Below are 25,557 nucleotides of genomic sequence, written 5' to 3'. Positions count from 1 at the left end.
TCATTGGGCGAAAAGGGCTCCATTATAGGCCCAGAACGCGCAAGCTTGAAACGCGGATGACATATGGCATCAAGCATTCGCGGGGCAAGCCGCTCCCACAGAGGTCGGTATGGTCCTTGTGGGAGCGGGCTCGCCCCGCGAAAGGGCCGGTTCAGGCCCTGATAATGCTGGCTTTTACATCAATCAGTGAAACAACACTGCCGTCTTCTGCAGGGTAATCCACACGCCCCAAGCCAGCGGAATCACCACCACCGCCCAGGCAATCAGCACCAGCGGCAGGCTACCCGGCGCGGCATGCCACTCCAGCGAACGCGCGCCATCGGCACCTTTGTCGTGGCTCAGCGCCCGCTCGGCGGCAAGCTCGGCGTCGGTCATGAAGTGCTTGTCGGCCACCGGGCGTACCAACAGGTTGCAGACAAAACCCAGCACCAGCAGGCCGGCGAGGATGTACAGGGTCATGTCGTAAGCCGCTGCACGCTCGACACCTGCCGCCAGCTGCGACTCGCGCAGGTAGGTGATCAGCACCGGGCCGAGCACACCGGCAGCGGCCCACGCCGTCAACAGACGACCATGGATGGCGCCGACCATCTGCGTGCCGAACAGGTCGGCCAGGTAGGCCGGCACCGTGGCGAAACCACCGCCGTACATCGACAGGATGATGCAGAACGCCGCCACGAACAGCGCCACGTTACCCAGGTGGCCCATGTTCGGCACCAGGCTGTAGAGGCCAACGCCCAGGGCGAAGAAGGCGAAGTAGGTGTTCTTGCGGCCGATGTAGTCGGAGAACGACGCCCAGAAGAACCGCCCGCCGATGTTGAACAGGCTCAGCAGGCCGGTGAAGCCGGCGGCGATCGCGGCGATCTGCGCCAGCTGCGCGGCGTTCAGTTCGCTGAAGGTCAGTTCGTTGCCCAGCAGCTTGCCGGCGAACACTTCCTGCAGCAGCGGCGAGGCCATGCCGAGAATGCCGATACCCGCCGACACGTTAAGGCACAACACCAGCCAGATCAGCACGAACTGCGGAGTTTTCCACGCAACGCTCACGTGAACGTGGCGGTCGGTGACCATCGCGTTGGCTTTTTTCACCGGCGCGGTCCAGCCTTCCGGCTTCCAGCCGGTGGGCGGCACGCGGTAAGCCAGGGCGCCTGCGGTCATGAACACGAAGTAGATGGCCGCCATGACCACGAAGCTCTGCCAAACGCCCACTTCATGCTCGTTGCCGAAGTGGCCCATCAGTGCGGTAGCCAGTGGAGCGCCGACCATCGCGCCGCCGCCGAAGCCCATGATCGCCATGCCGGTGGCCATGCCGCGCTTGTCCGGGAACCACTTGATCAGGGTCGAAACAGGCGAAATGTAGCCCAGCCCCAGGCCGATACCGCCGATCACGCCAGAGCCCAGCCACATCAGCCACAGCTGGTGGGTCTTCACGCCAATCGCCGAAATCAGCATGCCGCCGCACCAGCACAGGGCCGATACCAGGCCAGCCTTGCGCGGGCCGGCATGTTCCAGCCAGCCACCCAGCACCGCTGCCGAGCAGCCGAGGAAAACGAAGAACAAGGTGTAGATCCAGCTCAGCATGGAAATCGGCCAGTCGCATTCGGCGCTGAACAGGCGGGCAATGAAGCCCATGTCCGCCGAACAGGCGACCGGCGCGGTGATGCCGATGGCTTGCGAAAGCGGTAGCCAGAACACGGAAAAACCGTAGGCCATGCCGATGCACAGGTGAATGGCCAGGGCTGCCGGGGGAACCAGCCAGCGGTTGAAGCCCGGGCGGGCGATGATGCGCTCCTTCGACAGGAAGCTCGGGGCGCTGACCCGGGCTTGTGCCGTGATGGTACTGCTCATGGATTCGATCCTTTTGTAGGTAGACAGTGCTGGCGGATGGGGTCCCGGGCTCTTGTATCTGCACGCACGGCAAAAGGCCTTGTCCATGGGTAAAGGCCCGCGACAATGGGTCGCGGGCACTCCGCAAAGCGGCACAAGGGTACCAGCTCACAGATGACATGGAAGCAATCTGATATCGTTATTTTTTGTCTGGCTGAATCGTTAGTGCGCTTTTGGCTGTGCGGGCCTCTTCGCGGGGCAAGCCCGCTCCCACGAGATGAACGGTGCAAACTTCTGTGGGAGCGGGCTTGCCCCGCGAAGAGGCCCGCGCAGGCAAGGCAAAAGGAACTGCGCAAACCACAACTGTCGAAACCCGCAACAGCTACTCAATAAGTAGGAAATGGCCTGTATCGCTTGCCTGATACGCAGGGCCGACCGCCGCGGCGCTATACTCTGCCGCTTGAATTCAAATACGAACTACAAGGACTCGCCCATGAAAGCGTTCGGCAAAATCCTGGGACTGGGGCTTCTCGGGTTGCTGCTGATCATCGTGGCGCTGGGCTTCGCCCTGACCCACCTCTTCGATCCCAACGACTATAAAGACGAGATCCGCCAGTTGGCGCGCGACAAGGCCCATGTCGAGCTGACCCTCAATGGCGATATCGGCTGGAGCCTGTTCCCCTGGCTGGGCCTTGAGCTGCACGAAGCCAGCATCGCCACGCTGAACAAGCCCACCGAACCGTTCGCCGACCTGCAGATGCTCGGCCTGTCGGTGCGCGTGCTGCCGTTGCTGCGCCGCGAAGTGCAGATGAGCGACGTGCGCGTCGAGGGCTTGAACCTGACCCTCAACCGCGATGAGCAGGGGCACGGTAACTGGGAAGATATCGGCAAGCCGCTACCGGCAAAGGATGGCGCGATTACCTCCACCCCCGCGCCTGCCGACCAGCCGAACGCACCCGCCGAAAGCAGCAGCGGACGCGCGGTCAAGCTCGACATCGACAGCCTGACCGTGAACAACGCTCGCGTGCAGTACACCGATGCCAAGACCGGCAAGAGCTACAGCGCCGAAAGCATCCAGCTGAGCACCGGGCCGGTTCATGAAGGCGCGAACATCGCGCTCAAGGCCAGCGCCTTCCTCAGCGCCAGCCAGCCAAACCTCAAGGCCCGCACGGAGCTGGCCGGCGAGCTGCGTTTCGACCGCAAGCTCAAGCGCTACAACTTCGAGGACATGCGCCTGTCTGGTGAAACCTCTGGCGAACCGTTTGCCGGCAAGACCGTGACCTTCGCCGCCCAGGGCCAGTTGCTGGTCGACATGGCGGCCAATGTCGCCTCGTGGAACGGCCTGAAGATCTCCGCCAACCAGCTGCGCGCGCTCGGCGAGCTGAACCTGCGCGACCTGGACAAGGCGCCGCAACTGAGCGGCGGCCTGTCCATCGCCCAGTTCGACCTGCGCACCTTCCTCGACGGTGTCGGCCACCCGCTGCCGGCCACCAACGACCCAGCCGCCTTCAACAAGCTGGAACTGGTCAGCCGCCTGCAGGGCACGCCGAACAGCCTGGCGCTGGAAGACCTGGCGGTGAAACTGGACGAGAGCACCTTCAGTGGCCGAGTAGCAGTCGAAGACTTCGCCAAGCAGGCGCTGCGCGTGCAGCTCAAGGCTGACAAGTTCGACGCCGACCGCTACATGCCGGCCAAGAGCGAAGAAGCCAAAGGCGCCACCGTGGCCCGCCAGAATGAAGTCAAGCAACAGGAAGCCAGCGCCGTGGCCGGTGCTGGTAGCTCGCCGCTGCCGAACGCACCGACTCAGGTGGCCTGGAGCAACGACAAGCTGCTGCCGGTCGACCGCCTGCGCGCGCTCGACCTGCAAGCCGATCTGGCCTTCGGTTCGCTGACCCTGGACAAGCTGCCGATCAACGACGCCCAGCTGCAGGCCACCGGCCAAGGCGGGCTGGTCACCCTGCAAACCCTGCGCGGCGGGCTCTACAACGGCAGCTTCGAAGCCAAAGGCACCGTCGACGTGCGCCCAGCCGTGCCGCAGATCGGCGTCAACACCAAGATCAACCGGGTGCCGGTGGAGCACTTCATCAAGGCCGAAGACAAAGACCAGGCCCCGCCGGTCAAAGGCCTGCTGACCCTGACCAGCGATCTGACAGCGACCGGTAACAGCCAGAAGGCACTGGTCGACACCCTCAATGGCAGCGCAAACTTCACCATCAACGACGGCGTGCTGGTCAACGCCAACCTGGAACAGCAACTCTGCCAGGCCATCGCCACCCTCAACCGCAAGTCGCTGAGCGGCGAACCGCGCGGCAAGGACACACCGTTCGAAGAACTGCGCGGCAGCCTGGTGGTACGCAATGGCGTGGCCAGCAACCCGGACCTCAAGGCGCGTATCCCGGGCCTGACCGTCAACGGCCACGGCGACCTCGACCTGCGCGTGCTGGGCATGGACTACAACGTCGGCGTGATCGTCGATGGCGACCAGCGCGCCATGCCCGACCCGGCCTGCCAGGTCAACGAACGTTATGTCGGCGTCGAAGTGCCGCTGCGCTGCCGTGGCCCGCTGGAGCTGGGCGCCAAGGCCTGCCGCCTGGACCAGGATGGCCTGGGCAAGGTCGCGGCCAAGCTGGCCGGCAACCGCCTGAAAGACAAGATCGATGAAAAGCTCGATGAAAAACTCGGAGACAAAGTGAGCCCAGAACTGAAAGACGCGCTCAAGGGGCTGTTCAAGCGATGACCCCTGCGCAGTTCTCCAGCGCCGTGCTGGATTGGTATGACCAGCACGGCCGACACGACCTGCCCTGGCAACAGGGCATCAACCCTTACCGGGTGTGGGTGTCGGAAATCATGCTGCAACAGACCCAGGTCAGCACCGTGCTGAACTACTTCGACCGCTTCATGCAGGCCCTGCCGACCGTGCAGGCGCTGGCCGAAGCGCCGGAAGATGAAGTGCTGCACCTGTGGACCGGGCTGGGCTACTACACCCGCGCACGCAACCTGCAGAAAGCCGCGAAGATCGTCGTCGAGCAACACGGCGGCGAATTCCCGCGCAGTGTCGAAAAGCTCACCGAGCTGCCCGGCATCGGCCGTTCCACCGCCGGTGCCATCGCCAGTATCAGCATGGGCATCCGTGCGCCGATCCTCGATGGCAACGTCAAGCGCGTGCTGGCCCGTTTCACCGCCCAGGGCGGCTACCCGGGCGAGCCCAAGGTGGCCAACCAGCTGTGGGCCAGCGCCGAGCGCTTCACCCCGCAGCACCGCGCCAACCACTACACCCAGGCGATGATGGACATGGGCGCCACGCTGTGTACCCGCAGCAAGCCCAGCTGCCTGATCTGCCCGCTGCAACGTGGCTGCGAAGCGCACCTGCACGGTGAAGAAACCCGCTACCCCGAGCCCAAACCGCGCAAGGCCCTGCCGCAGCGCCGCACGCTGATGCCGCTGCTGGCCAACCACGAAGGCGCCATCCTGCTTTACCGCCGTCCTTCCAGCGGCCTGTGGGGTGGCCTGTGGAGCCTGCCCGAGCTGGAAGATATCGAACAGCTCGACGACCTCGCCTACCAGCACGGCCTGCGTCTGGCCGAAAGCCGCGCACTGGACGGCCTGACCCACACCTTCAGCCATTTCCAGCTGGCGATCGAGCCGTGGCTGGTGCGTGTCGACCTAGTCGGCCAGCACGTGGCCGAGGCCGACTGGCTCTGGTATAACCTCGCCACCCCGCCGCGCCTGGGCCTCGCCGCCCCGGTCAAGAAGCTGCTCAAACGCGCGGCCGACGAACTGATTGCAGGAGAAGCCCGATGACCCGCACCGTGATGTGCCGCAAGTACAAAGAAGAACTGCCAGGCCTTGAGCGCGCGCCCTACCCTGGCCCCAAGGGCCAGGACATCTTCGAACACGTCTCGCAGAAAGCCTGGGCCGACTGGCAGAAGCACCAGACCCTGCTGATCAACGAAAAGCGCCTGAACATGATGAACGCCGAGGACCGCAAGTTCATCCAGGCCGAGATGGACAAGTTTTTTGCCGGCGAGGATTACGCCCAGGCGGAAGGCTACGTTCCACCCGCCGAATGACCCCAAAAATCGTAAGCGACGGAATTAATTTAAAATTTTTTCAAAAAGTCGTTGACGAGCGGTCTGGAAATCTATTTAATTCACCTCGTCGCCCAGATAGCTCAGTCGGTAGAGCAGAGGATTGAAAATCCTCGTGTCGGCGGTTCGACTCCGTCTCTGGGCACCACCTTCAAGCTTCTGGTGGTTGCAAAGTTACCCGAAGCGACAACAAGAAACCCGCCTAGTGCGGGTTTTTTGTTGTCGGGGATTTTTATCCTCTCCAGCCCTCCTCGCATCGTTGACCAGTATCAACAACCCTTCCCTCGCCCAAATCCACAATTGCAGACGGACACCCGACCCGACCTCGCAAGGACCTCCATGAGCGAAGAATCCACCCTGCTGCTCCCCGCCCCCGAAGCTTCCACACCCAGCCCCGCGCCATCTTCGCGTACCCGCCGCCCCCGCCAGCGCAAACCCGAGCCGACCATCACCCAGATCAGCCAGGCCCCCGCCGCCCTGGAAGTGGCCAGCGCGCCAAAGGGCAGCAACGAAGACAGCACCACCGCGCGCCTGCCCGCCAGCTATCCCTACCGCACCCGCATGCGCCGCCAGGAATACGAAAAGGCCAAGCACGCGCTGCAGATCGAGCTGCTCAAAGTACAAAGCTGGGCCAAGGACACCGGCCAGCGGATAGTGGTGTTGTTCGAAGGGCGCGATGCGGCCGGCAAGGGTGGCACCATCAAGCGCTTCATGGAGCACCTGAACCCGCGCGGTGCGCGAATCGTGGCACTGGAGAAGCCTTCCGAGCAGGAAAAGGGTCAGTGGTATTTCCAGCGCTATATTCAGCACCTGCCCACAGCGGGTGAAATGGTGTTCTTCGACCGCTCCTGGTACAACCGCGCCGGGGTCGAGAAGGTGATGGAGTTTTGCACGCCGCTGCAGTACCTGGAGTTCATGCGCCAGGCGCCGGACCTTGAGCGCATGCTGTGCAACAGCGGCATCCTGCTGTTCAAGTACTGGTTCTCGGTGAACCGCGAGGAGCAACTGCGCCGCTTCATTTCGCGCCGGGACGACCCACTCAAGCACTGGAAGCTGTCGCCCATCGACATCAAGTCGCTGGATAAGTGGGAAGACTACACCGCTGCCAAAGAGGCCATGTTCTTCCATACCGACACCGCCGATGCGCCGTGGACGGTGATCAAGTCCGATGACAAGAAACGTGCGCGGATCAACTGCATCCGCCACTTCCTGCATTCGCTGAATTACCCAGGCAAGGACCCTCGCGTGGCCCATGCGCCCGACGAGCTGCTGGTTGGCCGGGCGTCGCGCGGATTCGAGGAAGATGAACCGGCTGTGCCCTGCAGTTGAATCGACGGGGCGGCTGCGCTTCAATACGCGCAAAATCAGGCTCACCCAAGGATTCGCCCCATGGCCACCACGACCAAGCAACAAAAACGCGCCAAACGCGCCGCCACCAAGGCCAAGCAGAACCGTATGGTGCGCAGCGGCCAGGCGGTCAAGGCCAGCGCGGGCGACAGCGCCAGCATCGAGCAGGTGTTCAACAAGGCCATGGAGTCGGACAGCTATAAAGAATTGTTCGAGAAGATGAAAGCTGCGCAGGAAAACGGCCTGGTTCCGATGATCTCGGTGTTCATGGTCGACCCACTGTTGACTCTGGTGCTCAAGGGGCACAAGGAAGAGCACGCCACCGACTACATCATCCTTGTGTTCAATGCCTACCGCTCCTGGCTCGATGGTGCCGATGAAGACACCACCATGGCCTGGCTGGAGAGCGACGAGTTCCAGGAAGCTTATATCGCCGCTTCCGAGCTGGTGGCCAAGCAACAGCAGAAGCAGTTCGGCTGAGTCAGTACCGGCCCCTTCGCGGGCAAGCCCGCTCCCACAGGTTTCTCCACAATACCCGAGGCCTGGGTAGAACCTGTGGGAGCGGGCTTGCCCGCGAAGAGGCCAGCACAGACAAACAAAAAAGGCCGCGCCCTACACAGGGCGCGTCCTTTTCATTGCAGCCAGCGCGAATCAGCTATCCAACGCCACCCGCCCGGCAGCCTGGCGCTTGCGATGCACCAGCAAGCCCGCCGCCACCACACCAATGCTCAACAACGAAGTAGCGATGATCTCCGCCCGGTGATCCTCACCCAACGCCATCACCACCAGCACGGCCACGATGAAGGCAATGGTCGCCCAGGTCAGCCCGGGGAACAGCCACATCTTGAAGTCGATCCTCTCGCCCCGCGCTTCACGCTGGCTGCGCATGCGCAGCTGCGATACGGCAATCACCAGGTACACCAGCAGCGCGATGGCACCGGAGCTTGCCAGCAGGAACTCGAACACCTGGGCCGGCGCCACGTAGTTGGCGAACACACAGAGAAACGCCGCAGCGGTCGACAGCAACACCGCCACATGCGGGGTAGCTGCCTTGGTGGTGCGCTGCGCGATGGCCGGCGCGTCACCACGTTTGCTCAGTGAGAACAACATGCGCGACGAGGTGTAAAGCGCCGAGTTCAGGCAGCTGGTCACGGCGACCAGCACGACGATGTCGACGATCAGCTTGGCGTTCGGCACGCCGATGCGGCTCAGCACGGTCTGGTAGGAACCGATCTCGGCCAGCGCCGGGTCGTTCCACGGCACCAGGGCCACGACCAGGAAGATCGACACCAGGTAGAACAGGCAGATGCGCCAGATCACCGAGTTGGTGGCGCGACTGATCTGCTTGCCAGGGTCTTTCGATTCGGCTGCGGCGATGGTGACGATCTCAGTGCCCATGAACGAGAACATGGTGGTCAGCATGGCGGCCAGAACAGCGCCCAAGCCGTTAGGCATGAAGCCCTGGGTATCGAACAGGTGGCTCGCACCGCTAACTTGGCTGTTGGGCACGAAACCGAACATGGCCACGCAACCGACGACGATGAAGCCGATGATCGCCAGCACCTTGAGCAGGGCGAACCAGAATTCGAACTCGCCGTAGTTCTTCACGCTGCACAGGTTGGTCAGGGTCAGTGCCAGGGTGATCAGCAGGGAGAAGGCCCAGAGATCGACGGCGGGGAACCAGGCATGCAGGATCGCCGCGGCGGCGTTGGCTTCCAGCGGGATGACCAGCACCCAGAACCACCAGTACAGCCAGCCGATGGTGAAACCGGCCCAGCGCCCGATGGCGCGGTCGGCGTAAGTAGAGAACGAACCGGTGTCCGGCGAAGCGATCGCCATTTCACCGAGCATGCGCATCACCAGCACCACCAAGGTACCGGCAGCGGCATAGGCCAGCAGTACAGCGGGGCCGGCGGCGGCGATGGCGTGGCCGGAGCCGACGAACAGGCCGGCGCCGATGACGCCAGCAATGGACAGCATGGTCACATGCCGTTGTTTGAGCCCCTGAGCGAGGTCATTGGAATTGTTACCGCTCATTGAAACTACCTTTGTAAGGAGTGGACTACTCGACTGCGAATGCCAGGCGCACCAAGGGTTGATTCGGGCGTTGCTGCAATCGGTGAGTTCTAGATGGCAATAAGCGGGCCAGTTGCTGAAAGCATTCGTCAGAAACATCTGGCAACCCTGAGGGACGTGGCTTGCAGGGCATTCGGCCAAGTCTTGACCGAAAGGGCGTTGAATTAGCGGATTACGGAAATACCCACTTACAAACGCACCAAAGGTGCTCCTTGGTAACACCTTTGCACCAGTGCAAGGCGAAAAGTGCAACCTTGGGGTACAACCAATCCTCACTGTCCTCTTCGCGGCTGAAGCCGCTCCCACAGCGGGATTGCGGGTGTCAGTGGGAGCGGCTTCAGCCGCGAAGAGGGCAAAACCGCTTCCCAGCCTTGCCCAAAGCTGGCACCATCGCGCCTTTTTTCATCAAGGCTCTGGAGCTGGGCGACACCTTCGCAGACAGATGCGCGACGTTGCGCTGCACCGATGCGACAAACTGCCCCGGCATTGCCCCGAGCCCCTTGCGACCCTGTTGGCCGCCATATTGCCGCTATGCTAGCTTGGCGCACGCCAGGAAGGCCGCCAACAGCTGGGAACGCACCCGAACACATGAGGACCGCACATGGCCCAGGCCACGCCCGCGCTGGAAATCCGCAATCTGCACAAACGCTACGGCGACCAGGAAATTCTCAAGGGCATTTCGCTGACCGCACGTGACGGTGACGTGATCTCCATTCTGGGATCGTCCGGCTCCGGCAAGTCCACCCTGCTGCGCTGCATCAACCTGCTGGAAAACCCGCACCAGGGCGAAATCCTGGTAGCCGGTGAAGCACTCAAGCTCAAGGCCGCCAAAAACGGCGACCTGATCGCTGCCGACAACCGCCAGATCAACCGCCTGCGCAGCGAAATCGGCTTCGTCTTTCAGAATTTCAACCTGTGGCCGCACATGTCGATCCTCGACAACATCATCGAGGCGCCGCGCCGCGTGCTCGGCCAGAGCAAGGCCGAGGCCATCGAAGCCGCCGAAGCACTGCTGAACAAGGTCGGCATCTTCGACAAGCGCCACAGCTACCCCGCCCAGCTTTCCGGTGGCCAGCAGCAACGTGCTGCCATCGCCCGCACCCTGGCCATGAAGCCAAAAGTCATCCTGTTCGACGAGCCGACCTCGGCGCTCGATCCGGAAATGGTCCAGGAAGTGCTTAACGTTATCCGCGCACTGGCCGAAGAAGGCCGTACCATGCTGCTGGTGACGCACGAGATGAACTTTGCCCGCCAGGTGTCCAGTGAAGTGGTCTTCCTGCACCAGGGCCTGGTTGAAGAGCAAGGATCGCCGCAGCAGGTCTTCGAGAACCCGACCTCGGCGCGTTGCAAGCAATTCATGTCCAGCCACCGCTAACGGAGCAATACATGCAGACTTACAAGAAGTTTCTCCTGGCAGCCGCCGCCACCCTGGTGATGTCGGCCAATGCCATGGCTGCAGAAAAACTGCGCATGGGTATCGAAGCGGCCTACCCGCCGTTCAACAACAAGGACGCCAGCGGCCAGGTCGTCGGCTTCGACAAGGACATCGGCGACGCCCTGTGCGCCAAGATGAAAGCCGAATGCTCGGTGGTGACTTCCGACTGGGACGGCATCATCCCGGCCCTGAACGCCAAGAAGTTCGACTTCCTGGTGTCGTCGCTGTCGATCACCGACGAGCGCAAGCAGGCCGTTGACTTCACCGACCCGTACTACTCCAACAAGCTGCAGTTCATCGCGCCGAAAAACGTCGACTTCAAGACCGACGCCAGCTACCTGAAAGGCAAGACCATCGGTACCCAGCGCGCGACCCTGGCCGGTACCTGGCTGGAAGACACCTACGGCAGCGACATCGACATCAAGCTGTACGACACCCAGGAAAACGCCTACCTCGACCTGGTCTCCGGCCGCATCGACGGCATCCTGGCCGACAAGTACGTGCAGTACGAGTGGCTCAAGAGCAAGGACGGCATGAACTTCGAGTTCAAAGGCGAGCCTGTGGTCGACAGCGACAAGATCGGCATCGCCGTGCGCAAGGGTGACCCGCTGCGCGAGAAGCTGAACAAAGCCCTGGCGGAAATCAAAGCCGACGGCACGTACAAGAAGATCAACGACAAGTACTTCCCATTCAGCATCGAATGACCCGCCCTGACCGGCGCGCCCCCGTGGCGCGCCAGTCCCTAGAATGACCTGCCCATGAATATCGACCTGCACGGATTCGGTCCGGCCATGATGGCCGGCACCGTGATGACCGTAAAACTGGCGCTCTGCGCCTTGCTGCTGGGGCTGGTCCTGGGCCTGCTCGGCGCCCTGGCCAAGACATCCCCGATCAAGCCGCTGCAATGGCTTGGCGGCTTCTATTCGACCCTGGTTCGCGGCGTGCCCGAACTGCTGTGGGTGCTGCTTATCTATTTCGGCACCGTCGGGCTGATGAACAGCCTCGGCGAAGCCCTCAACATGCCCGGCCTGGAACTCAGCGCCTTCGCCGCCGGCGTGATCGCCCTCGGCCTGTGCTTCGGCGCCTATGCCACCGAAGTGTTCCGCGGCGCCATCCTGGCGATCCCCAAAGGCCACCGTGAGGCCGGCCTGGCCCTGGGCATGTCCAAGGGGCGCATCCTGTCGAGGATCATCCTGCCGCAGATGTGGCGCATCGCCCTGCCGGGCCTCGGTAACCTGTTCATGATCCTGATGAAGGACACCGCCCTGGTGTCGGTGATCGGCCTGGAAGAAATCATGCGCCACGCGCAGATCGGCGTGACCGTGACCAAAGAGCCGTTCACCTTCTACATGGTCGCCGCCTGCATCTACCTGAGCCTGACCGTGATCGCCATGACCGGCATGCACTTCATGGAAAAACGCGCCGCTCGCGGCTTTGCGAGGGCCGAACAATGAATTGGGAAGTGATCATCAAGTGGCTGCCGCGCCTGGCCCAGGGTGCCACCCTGACCCTGGAGCTGGTGGCCATCGCGGTCGTCGCCGGTCTGATCCTGGCGATCCCGCTGGGCATCGCCCGCTCGTCGCGGCACTGGTATGTACGCGCCCTGCCCTTCAGCTACATTTTCTTCTTCCGAGGCACGCCGCTGCTGGTGCAGTTGTTCCTGGTCTACTACGGCCTGGCGCAGTTCGACGCGGTGCGTTCCAGCAGCCTGTGGCCGTACCTGCGCGATCCGTTCTGGTGCACGGTGCTGACCATGACCCTGCACACCGCCGCCTACATCGCCGAGATCCTGCGCGGCGCGCTGCAATCGATCCCCAAAGGCGAGATCGAAGCGGCCCGCGCACTGGGCATGTCGCGCGGCAAGGCGCTGTTCTACATCATGCTGCCCCGCGCTGCACGCATCGGCCTGCCGGCGTACAGCAACGAAGTGATCCTGATGCTCAAGGCCAGCGCGCTGGCCAGCACCGTGACCCTGCTGGAACTGACCGGCATGGCCCGCACCATCATCGCCCGGACCTACCTGCCGGTGGAGATTTTCTTCGCTGCCGGTGTGTTCTACCTGGTGATCTCGTTCGTGCTGGTGCAAGGCTTCAAGTTGCTGGAGCGCTGGTTGCGCGTAGACGCCTGCCAAGGGCGCTGAGACCCTACCGGCCTCTCGCGGATGAATCCGCTCCTACGGATTGACGCAATCCCCGTAGGAGCGGATTCATACGCGATGAGGCCCTCAAACACACCCCAAAACCCCATGACCCCATACCTCCACAGCCACCACCTAACCGACCGCTTCCAGGCCCTAGACCAATTCCTGATCGAGCACCAAAAGCTGTGGAAACCCAGGCCCTTCACCACCCTGCGCCTGGACTGGGAAACCGAACACCCCGCACTAGCCGCCCACCTGCGCCAATGCAACCTGGCCGACGCCGAAGCCGACCGCGACCCACAAGCCCTACCCGGCCCTTATCCCCAGCTCAGCGAAAAAGCCCACCAGCTCAGCTCCCTCGGCGCCCTCCCCGACACCGGCCTGCCCCCCGCCGCCCACCGCCTGGACGTCAACGTCCCCGGCCGCAAATGGCAGCAGATCGAAGCCTTCAGCCGCCGCCTTGATTTCCGCACCCAAACCCAGCACTGGCTGGACTGGTGCTCAGGCAAAGGCTACCTCGGCCGCCGTCTATTGCAGCCAGGCCAGCACCTGACCTGCCTCGAATACGACGCCGAACTGGTAGCCGCTGGCCAAGCCTTGAGCGACCACCACAACCTGCCGGCAACCCACGTGCACCAAGACGTCATGGCCGCCGACAGCCGCCGCCACCTGGGCAGCGACAAGAGCGTGGTGGCCCTGCACGCCTGCGGCGACCTGCACGTGCACTTGCTGCGCGTAGCCAGCGAGCAAGGCTGCCGCCACCTGGCCGTGGCCCCGTGCTGCTACAACCGCATCCAGGGCGAGCAGTACCAGCCGTTATCCACAGCTGCGCGAAACTCTGCACTTCAGCTGTCCCTGCTGGACCTGGGCCTGCCACTGAGCGAAACCGTCACCGCCGGCGCCCGCGTTCGCCAACAGCGTGATTGCTCCATGGCCCGGCGTCTGGGTTTCGACCTGCTGCAGCGGCAACAGCGACAGTGCGATGAATACCTGCCCACCCCGTCACTGCCAGTGGCGTGGCTGAGCAAGCCCTTCGAGCAGTATTGCCGGGAGCTGGCTGCCTTGAAGCAGCTGGAACTGACCGTCACCCCGGACTGGGACACGCTGGAAGCCGCCGGCTGGCAGCGGCTGGCCGAAGTGCGCAACCTCGAACGGGTCCGCAACCTGTTCCGCAGGCCGTTGGAATTGTGGCTGGTGCTCGACCGCGCGCTGTTCCTCGAAGAACAAGGCTACGCCGTTCGCCTGGGCACCTTCTGCGATTATCCGCTCACCCCACGCAACCTGCTTTTGCTCGCCGAACGCGACAGTTAGCCACAGCACAACCTGTGGATAAGTCTGTGAACAAGCTTGTGATAGATGCTTCGTCCAAACTGCTATTTCAACGGCTTCGCTTATTCCGACCCAAGCGCCAAGCCCAGTAAAAACAGGCATTTGCGCAAAGACAGGCGGTGTAGAGATTGGGCATGCCTTTCGCGCAACGTGCCGATGCCTCTTGTGCATAAACAAAAATTCGATTAGGCAAACTCGCTCTTTTAGAATCTCTACAGGGCCTGTGGGAGCGGGCTTGCCCGCGAAGAGGCCAGATGCTCAATGCAACCGGTTCTTGGCCACCTCGATATCATTCATCAACGCCTTGGCCAAGGCACTGAGATAATCCGCAGCACCCAACAGCTTGTGGTCATCCTCCATATCCCCCTCGCGCACCAGGTGCTTGATATACCCCAACAGCACCGAAACCTGCTCATAGGCAGCATCGACAGGAATGCCAGGCTGCACCCGCAGCAGGTTCACACCCGGGTTACCGACTTCGAGAAAGGTTTCCACACCCGCTGTGGTCACTGGCTTGGCTTGATCGCTCATCACAGCACCTCCTTAGCCTGACCATCTTTCATCCGCCGCTTCGCATGCTCGACCAGCACACGCGCCGAATCGGTCGCTTGGGCGGCATTTGTCAGCAGGTTCAAGCCAGGTTCGCCAGCGTGGGCGCGGCAATGCTCATCGAGGGTATCGACTGCGACACGTAGCAGTTCGCAGGCGTGGGCCATAGCGTCGGTTGGGGAGATGTCGCTGTGGATGGTGAAGTACGGCGTGGTGATGAGCGGACGGGGTGGGTCTGGAACGATTTTCTTCATGGCTTAATCCTTATTCCACTGAAAATGCGTACCACCTAATCTTTCTCACGGATTTAGGTGGCAGCCGTACACGGAGTGAGAAACCGAGGGAATAAGGAAGCTCGGCCAGACCGAGGTCTGCCCGTGTACGGCCACCATGTGGCAACAACTTATTCACACTCGGGTTCTCACACCCGGTCACCGGAATCGGCGACCCAGGAACGTTATCCCTGGGGCACTTCCCCGCCAACAGTGAAGGCTCGCCAGCGCGCGTAGGATAATTCCCAAACCAACCAGACTTGAAGTATTTGGTTTCAACTTCAGAAATGTCTCACAGTTTGCCCGCGAACATGCCCATCGCAACCCCAAGCCAACGGTGTATCATCCGCCCCCCAAATCATTAAAAAGCTCCGTCGCGCGCTGCCCGCCAGCCCCGCGACCGTCTGGTGATGCGCCAGATCGACAATGGACAAACGGACTTAGACATCGTGACCCACACCAAACCCCTCGGCCTGCTGGCTTGCGCCTTGACCCTGACCGCCTGCGCCAGCGGCACCCCATCGCAGCAAACCAGCAACCTGGACTGGAACACCCCCGGCATGCAGCTGGGCGGCGACAACGGCCTGCCCCTGCGCGTCCAAAGCCAAACCCCCTGCCGCAAGCGCGGCTGCGACAACCACAAGCTGTTCTTCAACCCCGGCAAGACCGAGCCAAACGTCAACACCATCCACCGCGGCTGGTAGGAAAATTCTCCTTCCAGGCCGGTGACTTAGGTCATTTGCGCCCAATCGCAAGGAAGTGGTTTACAGGCGCGAAACTGTCGTTATAATGACGCCCCATTGCCGGTATAGCTCAGATGGTAGAGCAACTGACTTGTAATCAGTAGGTCCCGGGTTCGATTCCTGGTGCCGGCACCATTCAAGGTTCCATAGAAAGCTTTCAAAATCTCTGGAACCCCCGAAAAACCCGCCTTCTGGCGGGTTTTTTCGTTTTGGCGTTCCGTCGGATTCCGGGGGTAGCCTGCGCTAATAAGGGTACTTTTAAGGATACCTACCAATTCGACATTGGAAAGTACCCTTATGGCTCGCACAACGGCTCCCCTTACCGATAACGCCTGCCGCACTGCAAAGGCTCGCGAAACTGAGTACAAGCTTTTTGACGGCGATGGTCTTTACCTGCTCGTGAAGCCCAACGGCCGCAAAGGCTGGCGGCTCAGGTACGTGAAGCCCGATGGTCGCGAGGGCCTTACCTCTCTCGGCAATTATCCGGTGGTCGGACTGGCTGACGCTCGCCGTAAGCGCTTCGAGCTCAAACAGCAGCTCGCCAATGGCATTGACCCTATACAGTCCAAGCAGCAGGCCAAGGTGCAAGCCGTGATCAATGGCCGTACCTTCGAAAGCGTTGCGCTCGATTGGTATGCCGGGATGGTGCCGAAGTGGGCGCCGGGCCACGCCAAGACTGTGCTCAGCCGGTTAAAGACTCACGTATTCCCTCTGATCGGTGCCAGAGCAATCGTTGAGTTGGACACCCACGACCTCATGCAACCACTGGAAGTCGTGACGAAGCGCGGCACCATCGACGTGGCGCTCAGGATCAAGAACTACCTGCAAAGCATCATGCGCGAAGCCAAACGGCTGCGGCTGATCACGGCGAACCCAGCCCACGACCTCGATGGGTCGATCAAAACACCACGGGTTACACATCGACCCGCTCTACCCTTATCGCGGTTGCCTGAGCTACAAGCGCGTATCGACGGCTACAAAGGTCGCCCGCTCACGCGCCTCACGGTGATGCTGTCTTTGCATGTGTTCGTACGCTCCAGTGAGCTGCGTTTCGCCCGCTGGAATGAATTCGACCTCAAGCGAGGTATCTGGGAGATCCCCGACACCCGCCCGGCGCTGGACGGCGTGCCCTTTTCCACAAGGGGTACAAAGATGGCCGGGGACATTCACGTTGTACCCTTATCGCCGCAGGCAGTGGCCTTGCTTGAGCAGATCCACGCGATCACCGGCAAGTTCGAGCTGGTGTTCGCGGGGGATGCCAAACCGTGGAAGCCGATGTCCGAGAACACGGTGAATGCAGCGCTCAGGACGATGAGCTACGACACCAAGGTGGATATCTGCGGCCACGGGTTCCGAGCCATGGCGTGCAGTGCGCTGGTCGAGTCCGGGCTGTGGTCGGAGACGGCTATCGAGCGGCAGATGAGCCACAAGGAACGCAACAACGTGCGCGCCGCCTATACCCACAAGGCTGAGTTCCTTGAAGAGCGCCGGATGATCATGACCTGGTGGAGCCGGTTTCTAGAGGCGAACCGCGAGGACCATGTGACGCCGCATGAGTTTGCCAGGCAGACGGGCGAGAACGTCACGCGCCTGCGCAGTGCCAAGAGGACCGAGTAACCCGCCGCACCACCTCAACTCGCTGTGAAGTTACCCACAGCACCGCATGAAGCTCCACCCCGCAGGAAGCAAAATGCAAATCATCATCAAGCCACCCTCTAAGATTGGCTTTAGTTTGGTTGAGATGAATGACTGAGCATGACGAATCTCCCTCAAGGCAGTAAGGATAAGCTCAGATTGACCAATTACTCCAGATGTAATACAAGGGCGAGGCTAGGATCAGCCCCGCCCTTAAATTCATAAATTTGAGTGGCAGTGATAATCAACTACTATCGGTATCGCACCAAAATCAACAATCTAGCTTTCCCTTTTCGCTCGCTAAATTTTATAATACGCCCTTCAATCTTACCTGTTCGAAGAAGGGTTTTGAAACTTGGCGCCAAAGCCTTGTTTACATATCCAACTAATTTTCCATTGTAGATTATCCGAACTGCGTTGGAATCATGCTCATTAGCTGGATCAGCTTCAAAAAAAACTTCCTCATCCTCAGCAAAGACATCAGACTCACTTACATGGTAGTTAGTCCCTGTCGCTTCGATGACAAAATCAAGCGGAGCCACAGCATCCGTTAAATCAGGGCACAGCTCGAAATTATCACTCGCTAAGCGAGCCCCAGTATATCCAAGCAACGCAAACGCTGAACCCTGAAAGTCTCCAGGTAAGCTGTACTGCGAAAGGTATTCTCGAAAGTCCTCTCTCTTCCGTGGAGGCAGCCTTCGCATGAATACATCCATAGCACCTGTTTGAGTAGCTTCACCGGCCTTATCAGCGAAGGCTGGAAACTCGTAGAACCCTTCACTGAGCGCAGCCTCAAAATCGGCGGTGTTTTTGAGGTACCGGAACGAAGCATCATCCCCCTGACGTACGAGCTCGCCCACGACCCTTCTATGCCGAGCTTTACCTGGTTGAGAGTGATGCCAAACTAGGAGCAACCTAGTGGGTTCGAAGATATTCTCAATTGTGCTCATTTAAGGTTTCCCGGGCTAGCTGAGCGCGTCTGCGTGTGAGTCGAAGGATAAATTGTGCTCTCTCCCTTGAGAGATTACCACCTGGTGGCGCTGGGAGGTCAACAAAGTGGTTAAGCTTCATTTCAAGAGCTTCAAGATCGAAATCTCTTAGCTTTTTCAGCAATAGTAGCCGAACACCGCTGTGCCCTCGGATGAATCTTAGGGAATCCAAATGCCCCATTCGAGTCAAATTATCCCTCGAGTATCGCAAATGGTGTCTGCCCCTCGAAATGTAACGATCTAGGGCGCCATCATCCCAAGCAGTGAATTTTTCCTTTAGAAGTTCATGCCCCAAACTGGTTCCATTATCGAACCACGGGGCGAACTTCCACTTAACATCATATAGCTCTTTTTTACGGGCAGCTACACTCTTGCTTAACGGCACGGCTTTTAGCAAGTGCCCCCAATTATCCTGATGCCGATCAGTATTCCCAATAAGGACATCGAAAAGCATCATACTCCAAAACTCATAAATTTGCTCTTTACCGAGCACTCTGTTATTAAATTCATCCGCATCAACAATGTTGTGTTGAGTACCGCGCTCCCTATCAAAGCCCTCGACGATCTTATGGAAGAAGTTACCTGCAGAATAGAATGACTCATCCCCCTCCTCGTAGAACCACGCGCTAAGCGCACCACTTTGTTGCTTCTCCTCATCAAACGCTGCGTAGCAGGGAGGAGCGGTTACGCCGAGAAGAAGAGATATTTCATATGCGATCACTTCAGCCCAAAATTGTTCCGGGTATCGCTCAGCAGAGCGCTTGAACATATGCCGCCAGTCGGGCTTTATAAAGCTCTCTCTAGGAACTAATGGCGAAAACAGGGTCCGTTTTGGCCTCGCTCCCTCAGGGTAAGCCGCAGAGAACTCATCGTCCTCCGGCCAATCCGTAATATTGATGAACTCAGTTTGCATAGTTGAGCAATCCTTCCTTGAGGCCTCCCATGAATCGCCCACTGGCTTCATCGAATTTTGAACGCATTGTGGCTAGCATTGGTCACCTTATGACTGGAAAGCCACCGCTCGCAAAAATCACATTCAGCAGGAATGAAGCACCATTTCCGCCCCAATGCGACGAAACGAACCATCGCCAATCGGTGGTCCTCACCAACCGTGCCCTTATATAACGTTGTTCTGCATGCGTATGAAAGGGGAATCATGTCCCTGGGTGCTCATCTGCACGATTCGACGTAGCCAAGGATCCTGACGCCCATGACCTAGGAGGTACCTATGGGCTTGCTACGTAAACACCTTGAACAGAAATGCACTTGGGTCAATGGGGGCTCGAAGTGCAAGCTGTGGACTAGCAGGGAAAATCCCCCGACCCGCCCAGCGCGATACAGCCAGCCCTTTTCCACAAAGGGCACGAAGATGGCCGGGGACATTCACGTTGTACCCTTATCGCCACAGGCAGTGGCCTTGCTTGAGCAGATCCACGCGATCACCGGCAGTTCGAGTTGGTGTTCGCGGGGGATGCCAAACCGTGGAAGCCGATGTCCGAGAACACGGTGAACGCCGCGCTAAGGACGATGGGCTATGACACCAAGGTGGATATCTGCGGCCACGGGTTCCGGACCATGGCGTGCAGTGCGCTGGTCGAGTCCGGGCTGTGGTCGGAGACGGCTATCGAGCGGCAGATGAGTCACAAGGAACACAACAACGTGCGGGCCGCTTATGTTCCTCGAAGAACGCCGGATGATCATGACCTGGTGGAGCCGGTTTCTGGAGGCGAACCGCGAGGACCATGTGACGCCGCATGAGTTTGCCAAGCAGACGGGCGAGAACGTCACGCGCCTTCGCAGTGCCAGGAGGACCGAGTAACCCGCCGCACCACCACCTCAACTCGCTGTGAAGTTACCCACAGCACCGCATGAAGCTCCTCCGCGCGGGTCCATTCAAACGGGGCTGCATAGCCGCCCCGTTTGAATGGACCATACCTAAGAAAAAAACTGCTGGCACAGAGTACGTCTGTGGAAAACCACTGATGTCCACCGGGGGATAGTTTTATCCACAGGCGCTAAATACCTGAAATCGCTTTGCTTGACGAATATTGCCCACAGGCGTAGACCGGGAGTTGCAAGAGCTGTCGATGACAGCACCTCAGGTGGCCCGAACCTTCAAGGCCACGCCGCTCTCGCGGTGGTTCTCCCCAAGGGCGATTAGCATTCGGCAGCTCGCCCGGTCACTACCCATGTGATGAATGCTCTTACACATATAGCGCTCGTGCGCCAGATACTCCGTACCTCGCTGCCCTGCAGCAACCTATCCGCTTGGCCGAAAATTTGCGCCAACCTGTGCCCGTCTCTTTCTTCTGGAAAGAGACGGGCACTTCTACCACTGCTGCAGCCCTGATCGCACAAGGCTTTGCGGCATTCTCCTTCGTGACAATCGGCGTGACAAACGCCGATGTCACCAGCAACAGCGCTGTAGATGATGGTGCCGCAGACCAAGGAATGGACTGCACCTGACTGACAGTCAGGCATGCCCCGGTCATCGCATTGCTGCTTGCACATGGCTCAGGATCTTCAGGCGCAGGTCTCGTCAGCCAGCGCTGCCTCCACCCGCCCACCGGTAACGGTGCTCAGGAGGCCAGATCATGAGATGCCCTTGCTCCCGGACGTAAGGAGCCGCCAGTCCCGCGTAGAGGACACTCCCCACAGGTCGCAGGGGCCTTGATCCCTGATAACACTCAGCATTCTTGGCGGGATGACGTGGGGCGAGGATCGAAGAGCGGACGATGAGGTGACCGACATGGCATTGGTGGGTAAACGCGATGGCCGTAACTTCGGCTACGGCAGGCAATTGAGCTACGCAGGTCCGCAAGCGCTCAAAGACATGTTCGGCGGCGGTCACTACGGCACGGTGAGGGCACACTGTGATCGGTGGCAGGCATTCGTGAAGTGGTGCCGCTCCGAACAAGGGCCCGGTATCAATGATGCGCGGCTCATTGATCGGGAGGTGCTGGCCGACTATGCGGCGTATCTGCGCGACATGGTTAGGCGCGGTGATCTCGCTGTCAGCACCGCACAAAATCGGCTATCCAGCGTTAACAGGACCATGGCTGCGCTTCGCGGTGATCAGTACGTGAAGTTGCCAAGTCCGAGCAAGGCGTTGGGTATGCAGCGCACCGGGGTTCGACACTCGGTACCTCAGGGCCAAGACCGCGAACAGGTTAAGCAGATCGTTGATGCTCTTTGCGACCAACAACAACTACGGGCCGCCGCGATTGTTCTTTTGGCGCGAGCTACCGGCATGCGCTTGCGTGAAGCCGTCTTGGCTGACCTGCCACGGTTGAGCCGTGAGGCTAAAGAGCTAGGCAGGATTAACATTCAGGATGGCACCAAAGGCGGCCGTGCCGGCGCAACGGCTCCCCGCTGGATATCAGTGGACAACCATGTTCGAGGTGCTCTTGAGTTTGCACGGCAAGTGTCGCCTGCAGGTAGCCGCAACCTGATTGCACCACACGAAAGCTACCTGAATCTTCTGCAAGAAAGCATCCGCCCGGCGCGGGACATCATGCATGCACACAACCTCAAGGGCTTCCATGAACTACGAGCGGCGTACGCATGTGAGCGCTACGAGCAGATCACCCAACACCCCGCGCCAATCAGTAGCGGCCAATGTTGCCAGGTAGATAGGCACCTAGATCGTGAGGCCAGAAGGCAAATCAGCTATGAGCTGGGGCACGGTCGGATCGACGTGATCGCGGCCTACATTGGGGGGCGGGTATGACCAAGGCATTTGATATGGAGGTGTTCCTGGCGGGAGTCCTGCCTGGATCACATGCTACACGGCAACGCCATTTGCGGCAGGCGAAGTTCATCCATGCAGAAATTGCAGAGCGCTGGCACCGAGGAACACCCTGGTGTTGGCAGAGGAAGCACCTAGCGTGGTTTCTTAAGCATCGTCTCGCCACACACAGCGCAGCAAGTCGGTATTACTACCTACTGACTGTGCGCCTGCTCGCTCATCGGCTCGCAAGACCATGGATATTTAATTGCTGATAGTTCGCCAAAATTTATGATCTTGACTAATCGTTGTGAGTCATAAAAATTCAAGCCTTCGGTATGCCAACTTTGCTGTGACCTTGTCCATCAGCGTAGAGAAGATCACAGCACCGCTATCTATTTCCACAGTTCAATAGTCGGCTCATCTCTCGTGGAGTAGCGACCGACTGTATAAGAGGTATTGTCCAATCCAGGATCAATCATCGCAGTCGCATAAATTATTTGATGCTTAGCTTTCAGCTGGGATGATCTACTGACTAGAAGTCGCTGAAAATTTTGACTCCTAACCTCTTCAACACCCATATTTTCCAGCGTATCTATCATGCAGAACCTTGGATGTCTGAAAAAATCTTCATCACTTGCAGCAGCAGTAAATCCAGCAAAAAAGCTGCTCTTCAAAATAGCCCTAGAACTTGCCGAAAAGTAGCTCTGACCATCTACAGTTAAGCGGTTAGCCTCAAAAGAAAAACTTATACCCTTAGCGTTTTCAAAAGAATCTTGCCTGCGGAGGTCATTATGAAGCAAAAATTTCACCTCTTCCGAAATGAGCAAATATGCACGATTCAGCCTATCTTGTTGCGCATATCTTAATTTTTGATTTTTCTCATCAAGCAAGTTAATTTTTAACTGCAAATCAGTTTTTTTCTGAGAAAGGCTCGAGATAACCTCGGACATCTTAGATTTCTGATCTAAATCCTCGATCACTCTATCTATATATCCTGATTTACGCTGCAATTCCCTCAGCAACTGCTGATTCTCTGAGGAAGGACGTCCAAGCCGGGAGGAAAGTTTTTGTGCCGCTGACTTCCACTCCTCAAGCAAAGAATCTAAACCCTGCTCCAAATTTAATAACTTCTCTTTACGACGTTCTTGGAGCACTTCTGACTGCTTTATCTGAACCGCAGATTCATTCACCAGTCCCGCTATTCGGGCTGCAACTTGCTCCGAACTATACGGGGTCTTACATAGATGACATGCGTAACTTACCGACTCCTCTTCACCATCTAGAATGCTGAAACAAGCCGGGCATGAATGAAACTTTATTTCCTCTAAATTTTTAGCTACAATCGCAGAATCTCGGAGATTGTTTACTTTCTCCTTAAGACCATTTACAAATGCATCCGAATCGGCAATATCGAGCATTAGCGAGTGAATCGCCTGTTTAGCTTTGGCTATTTCAACTTGCTTCTTTCTAACGAGATCGTAAGATTCCGTCTGATCCTTCATACTAATAGGATCAGGCGAGAGAGAGGCCATCTTTCTCTCAAGCAAATCTATTTCTTCTTCAACCTGACGCTTCTGCTTTAAGAGTTCTTCGCGCTCAGCGGAGAGCCAATCTGTGGTCGAAACTTCTTGCTCAGCTTTTCCCAAGACCACAAACAAATTCCGCAACTGCACATCAATCTTGTCAAATTCTTTCTTCAAAGACTTTAGATCTTGAATATTCTCATACAAATCATTTGTATATGCTCCACAAAACAATCGACCAATCGTGTCCCTAGTATCTTTTTGTTCGAACTGCTCAAATCTGAAAATTTCATCCACAGGGCTCAATTGATCGGCGTAAAGCAAGCGCAGCACTTGGTGCATTGTAATGTTTCCGGACACTTCCAAAGAAACATCAGGCATGCCAAGCAACCTGAACAGTACCTGAGAGAAACTTTCAGTCGTCAGCGATCGACGATACGGATGTCGGTTCCATGCATTTGGTGGCTGTTCTAAAGACAGATCGTATGCGCCACTAAATATATCCATAGGAGAACCAGGCTTCTCAGATATATCCCTAGCCAGTGTGACAACGATACCGTTAAGCTCGACCTCCAAATATACACGACTGCAAAGAAGCGCAGCAGTGCTCCAATCAGTGAGATCTCCCCCCAATCCATAATATATAAAATTAAGTATAGTTGACTTTCCCGACGCATTCTCCCCACGAATTACATTAACCCCTGGGTGAAGTCGTTCGTCATACACAGACTTAGCGCCTTTTATAACGATCAGCCGCCTAACTATAAGCGATGGTTCAAACTGTGTCATATCGATACTCCAGCAATCCTGTTCTGGCCTTCAACCCGTCACGTCCAAAGATAGAATATTCAGAAGCGAGCACCTTAATCAAATCAACTAATTTTGATTGCTCTTCGTTCAAGGCATGAATGCGAGCAAGGACCTCTGACGGCGCCAACTTCCCAGTTAGCTTTATCTCTTTCCGGCTATAAGCCGTAGCATCTAGATAGCCATTAGAAACCAAAGTATCAAGCGCCGCAACTTGCATACTTTGCATTCGAGAAAAAAGCACAAATGAATCAGGCAATTCACCGTATGGTTTTAGATAATTAAAATCAGACGCCACAAGTTTGTACTTACGATGCTCGGAGCGCAACTTTATTTCCCCAGAGCGAAATGGATAAAGCAAATAAAAATCTAAAATACGAGCATGATCTACTGTCAGCGAATCCAATCCGCTAGTTATTTCCATGATTCGAAAAAATCTGAACAGCGCATGAAAAGGGTCAAAAGCCGCTTGGAATGTAATCTGGATCATTTATGCCACCGCACGTAGCACTGCTCCGCCAGCCAATACACCATACCCATTGCCACACTATGATCCATGGATAAGACCCCTGCACCACAGTCATCAATAGTTGGCACGATAATCTTCGCATCGACCAACTCATTAACTTCGACTATTGACAAACCATCAACTTGCGGATAAATAAAACTTTGGAAACTATATTCAACTCTCGCAAGTAAACAAGCCAATATCTCTTGCGCCGATGCGTAGTGAGAATATCGCTCAAGCATTTTCGAAAAAAGTTCTTTCTTCTCTAGCGCGTCATAGACTTCATATTCCCGGCCACCAGCCTTTAGCTTTGCTTCTAAACCTTCAACCCCATCTATAGCGCGTTTTTTATGAAATCTACTCAGGCTGTCTAAAGTATCTCTAGCTCGTTCATTTGACTCAATCTCTTTCCCCAATTTTTCGAGCAGCAACTCAATCTTATTAGTCGGCTTGGCTGGTAATAAATTATAGTTGGTTATCTTGTCGCGCCCGACAATATCTGCACCCGCAGATGCACCTGTTTGATCTACAGCAACTGGCAAATCAACCATTGGAACCAGTCCAG

23 protein-coding genes, 2 tRNA genes and 1 pseudogene are annotated in these 25,557 nt (G+C 58.1%); 17 read left to right on the top strand and 9 right to left on the bottom strand.

Annotated features, from left to right (window positions below; genetic code table 11):
• Positions 1-183: 183 nt before the first annotated feature.
• Positions 184-1,842, bottom strand: a complete 1,659-nt coding sequence (locus tag ACIPZF_RS23430; protein ID WP_400803798.1) for an OFA family MFS transporter — start codon at positions 1,840-1,842, stop codon at positions 184-186.
• A 472-nt stretch (positions 1,843-2,314) separates the two neighbouring features.
• Here ACIPZF_RS23430 and ACIPZF_RS23425 point away from each other — a divergent pair, with 472 nt between their 5' ends.
• The 6 genes from ACIPZF_RS23425 to ACIPZF_RS23400 all read left to right on the top strand — a co-directional run bounded on the left by ACIPZF_RS23425 (position 2,315) and on the right by ACIPZF_RS23400 (position 7,736).
• Positions 2,315-4,558 (top strand): AsmA family protein, encoded by a 2,244-nt coding sequence (locus tag ACIPZF_RS23425; protein ID WP_400803795.1) that lies wholly within the window; start codon positions 2,315-2,317, stop codon positions 4,556-4,558.
• Positions 4,555-5,622, top strand: coding sequence for an A/G-specific adenine glycosylase (mutY, locus tag ACIPZF_RS23420; RefSeq protein WP_400803792.1), 1,068 nt, complete (start codon positions 4,555-4,557; stop codon positions 5,620-5,622). The genes ACIPZF_RS23425 and mutY overlap by 4 nt, the downstream gene beginning before the upstream one ends.
• Positions 5,619-5,891, top strand: a complete 273-nt coding sequence (locus tag ACIPZF_RS23415) for an oxidative damage protection protein (protein WP_400803789.1) — start codon at positions 5,619-5,621, stop codon at positions 5,889-5,891. Before mutY ends, ACIPZF_RS23415 begins: the two co-directional genes overlap by 4 nt.
• A 90-nt stretch (positions 5,892-5,981) precedes the next feature.
• Positions 5,982-6,057: transfer RNA gene (locus ACIPZF_RS23410), tRNA-Phe, on the top strand.
• A 191-nt stretch (positions 6,058-6,248) separates the two neighbouring features.
• Positions 6,249-7,238 carry a polyphosphate kinase 2 gene (gene ppk2 / locus ACIPZF_RS23405; RefSeq protein WP_400803786.1) on the top strand — a complete coding sequence of 330 codons (990 nt, stop codon included), beginning with the start codon at positions 6,249-6,251 and terminating at the stop codon, positions 7,236-7,238.
• Between the two features lie 60 nt (positions 7,239-7,298).
• Positions 7,299-7,736, top strand: a complete 438-nt coding sequence (locus ACIPZF_RS23400) for a hypothetical protein (RefSeq protein ID WP_400803783.1) — start codon at positions 7,299-7,301, stop codon at positions 7,734-7,736.
• Between the two features lie 171 nt (positions 7,737-7,907).
• Here ACIPZF_RS23400 and gabP read toward each other — a convergent pair whose 3' ends face one another.
• Positions 7,908-9,293: a GABA permease gene (gabP, locus tag ACIPZF_RS23395; protein ID WP_400803781.1), complete on the bottom strand. Its 1,386-nt coding sequence runs from the start codon at positions 9,291-9,293 to the stop codon at positions 7,908-7,910.
• 640 nt (positions 9,294-9,933) lie between these two features.
• On the opposite strand from gabP, the gene ACIPZF_RS23390 reads away from it, so the two are divergent.
• From ACIPZF_RS23390 to ACIPZF_RS23370, 5 genes are all read left to right on the top strand, one after another.
• Positions 9,934-10,707 carry an ABC transporter ATP-binding protein gene (locus tag ACIPZF_RS23390; protein WP_400803778.1) on the top strand — a complete coding sequence of 258 codons (774 nt, stop codon included), beginning with the start codon at positions 9,934-9,936 and terminating at the stop codon, positions 10,705-10,707.
• An 11-nt stretch (positions 10,708-10,718) separates the two neighbouring features.
• On the top strand, positions 10,719-11,471 hold the full coding sequence (locus ACIPZF_RS23385) for an ABC transporter substrate-binding protein (RefSeq protein ID WP_400803775.1): 753 nt from the start codon (positions 10,719-10,721) through the stop codon (positions 11,469-11,471).
• Positions 11,472-11,525: 54 nt separating this feature from the next.
• Entirely contained in the window at positions 11,526-12,221 is a 696-nt protein-coding gene (locus ACIPZF_RS23380) for an ABC transporter permease (RefSeq protein ID WP_400803772.1), read from the top strand.
• Positions 12,218-12,907, top strand: coding sequence for an ABC transporter permease (locus tag ACIPZF_RS23375; protein ID WP_400803770.1), 690 nt, complete (start codon positions 12,218-12,220; stop codon positions 12,905-12,907). Before ACIPZF_RS23380 ends, ACIPZF_RS23375 begins: the two co-directional genes overlap by 4 nt.
• A gap of 105 nt (positions 12,908-13,012) precedes the next feature.
• Complete coding sequence (locus tag ACIPZF_RS23370; protein WP_400803768.1) at positions 13,013-14,218, top strand: methyltransferase; 1,206 nt, start codon at positions 13,013-13,015, stop codon at positions 14,216-14,218.
• 276 nt (positions 14,219-14,494) lie between these two features.
• On the opposite strand, the gene ACIPZF_RS23365 is transcribed toward ACIPZF_RS23370, so the two are convergent.
• Complete coding sequence (locus tag ACIPZF_RS23365) at positions 14,495-14,767, bottom strand: DUF3077 domain-containing protein (RefSeq protein ID WP_400803766.1); 273 nt, start codon at positions 14,765-14,767, stop codon at positions 14,495-14,497.
• A complete protein-coding gene (locus tag ACIPZF_RS23360; RefSeq protein ID WP_400803764.1) occupies positions 14,767-15,039 on the bottom strand; it encodes a hypothetical protein in 273 nt (90 codons plus the stop codon). The genes ACIPZF_RS23365 and ACIPZF_RS23360 overlap by 1 nt, the downstream gene beginning before the upstream one ends.
• A 467-nt stretch (positions 15,040-15,506) precedes the next feature.
• Here ACIPZF_RS23360 and ACIPZF_RS23355 point away from each other — a divergent pair, with 467 nt between their 5' ends.
• The 3 genes from ACIPZF_RS23355 to ACIPZF_RS23345 all read left to right on the top strand — a co-directional run bounded on the left by ACIPZF_RS23355 (position 15,507) and on the right by ACIPZF_RS23345 (position 17,417).
• Complete coding sequence (locus ACIPZF_RS23355) at positions 15,507-15,761, top strand: hypothetical protein (protein WP_400803761.1); 255 nt, start codon at positions 15,507-15,509, stop codon at positions 15,759-15,761.
• Between the two features lie 98 nt (positions 15,762-15,859).
• Positions 15,860-15,935 (top strand) — tRNA-Thr (locus ACIPZF_RS23350).
• Between the two features lie 162 nt (positions 15,936-16,097).
• Positions 16,098-17,417: a tyrosine-type recombinase/integrase gene (locus ACIPZF_RS23345; RefSeq protein ID WP_400803758.1), complete on the top strand. Its 1,320-nt coding sequence runs from the start codon at positions 16,098-16,100 to the stop codon at positions 17,415-17,417.
• Positions 17,418-17,686: 269 nt separating this feature from the next.
• Here ACIPZF_RS23345 and ACIPZF_RS23340 read toward each other — a convergent pair whose 3' ends face one another.
• Positions 17,687-18,295, bottom strand: a complete 609-nt coding sequence (locus ACIPZF_RS23340; RefSeq protein WP_400803756.1) for an HIRAN domain-containing protein — start codon at positions 18,293-18,295, stop codon at positions 17,687-17,689.
• Between the two features lie 76 nt (positions 18,296-18,371).
• The gene (locus ACIPZF_RS23335; RefSeq protein ID WP_400803754.1) at positions 18,372-19,337 is read right to left on the bottom strand and encodes a HipA domain-containing protein; all 966 of its coding nucleotides are present in this window, start codon (positions 19,335-19,337) and stop codon (positions 18,372-18,374) included.
• 396 nt (positions 19,338-19,733) lie between these two features.
• Between ACIPZF_RS23335 and ACIPZF_RS23330 the strand changes: the two are divergent.
• The 3 genes and pseudogenes from ACIPZF_RS23330 to ACIPZF_RS23320 form a co-directional block, all read left to right on the top strand.
• Positions 19,734-20,243 (top strand): annotated as a pseudogene (locus tag ACIPZF_RS23330) (tyrosine-type recombinase/integrase); the annotation flags it as partial.
• A 930-nt stretch (positions 20,244-21,173) separates the two neighbouring features.
• Positions 21,174-22,154, top strand: coding sequence for an integrase domain-containing protein (locus ACIPZF_RS23325; protein ID WP_400803751.1), 981 nt, complete (start codon positions 21,174-21,176; stop codon positions 22,152-22,154).
• On the top strand, positions 22,151-22,426 hold the full coding sequence (locus ACIPZF_RS23320) for a hypothetical protein (protein WP_400803748.1): 276 nt from the start codon (positions 22,151-22,153) through the stop codon (positions 22,424-22,426). Before ACIPZF_RS23325 ends, ACIPZF_RS23320 begins: the two co-directional genes overlap by 4 nt.
• A gap of 120 nt (positions 22,427-22,546) precedes the next feature.
• Here the strand turns inward: ACIPZF_RS23320 and ACIPZF_RS23315 are convergent, their stop codons facing one another.
• From ACIPZF_RS23315 to ACIPZF_RS23305, 3 genes are read right to left on the bottom strand one after another with little or no spacing between them, the layout of a single operon-like run.
• Positions 22,547-24,466 carry an AAA family ATPase gene (locus ACIPZF_RS23315; protein WP_400803746.1) on the bottom strand — a complete coding sequence of 640 codons (1,920 nt, stop codon included), beginning with the start codon at positions 24,464-24,466 and terminating at the stop codon, positions 22,547-22,549.
• Positions 24,453-24,974, bottom strand: coding sequence for an ABC-three component system middle component 5 (locus ACIPZF_RS23310; RefSeq protein WP_400803744.1), 522 nt, complete (start codon positions 24,972-24,974; stop codon positions 24,453-24,455). Before ACIPZF_RS23310 ends, ACIPZF_RS23315 begins: the two co-directional genes overlap by 14 nt.
• Positions 24,971-25,543 (bottom strand): ABC-three component system protein, encoded by a 573-nt coding sequence (locus ACIPZF_RS23305; protein ID WP_400803742.1) that lies wholly within the window; start codon positions 25,541-25,543, stop codon positions 24,971-24,973. The genes ACIPZF_RS23310 and ACIPZF_RS23305 overlap by 4 nt, the downstream gene beginning before the upstream one ends.
• Positions 25,544-25,557 lie beyond the last annotated feature (14 nt).

The sequence above is a fragment of the Pseudomonas sp. NPDC089752 genome (genome assembly GCF_044748725.1).
Taxonomy (GTDB): Bacteria; Pseudomonadota; Gammaproteobacteria; order Pseudomonadales; family Pseudomonadaceae; genus Aquipseudomonas.
Note: the sequence above shows the minus strand (reverse complement) of the source record. Positions and strands in the feature narration are given on the sequence as shown.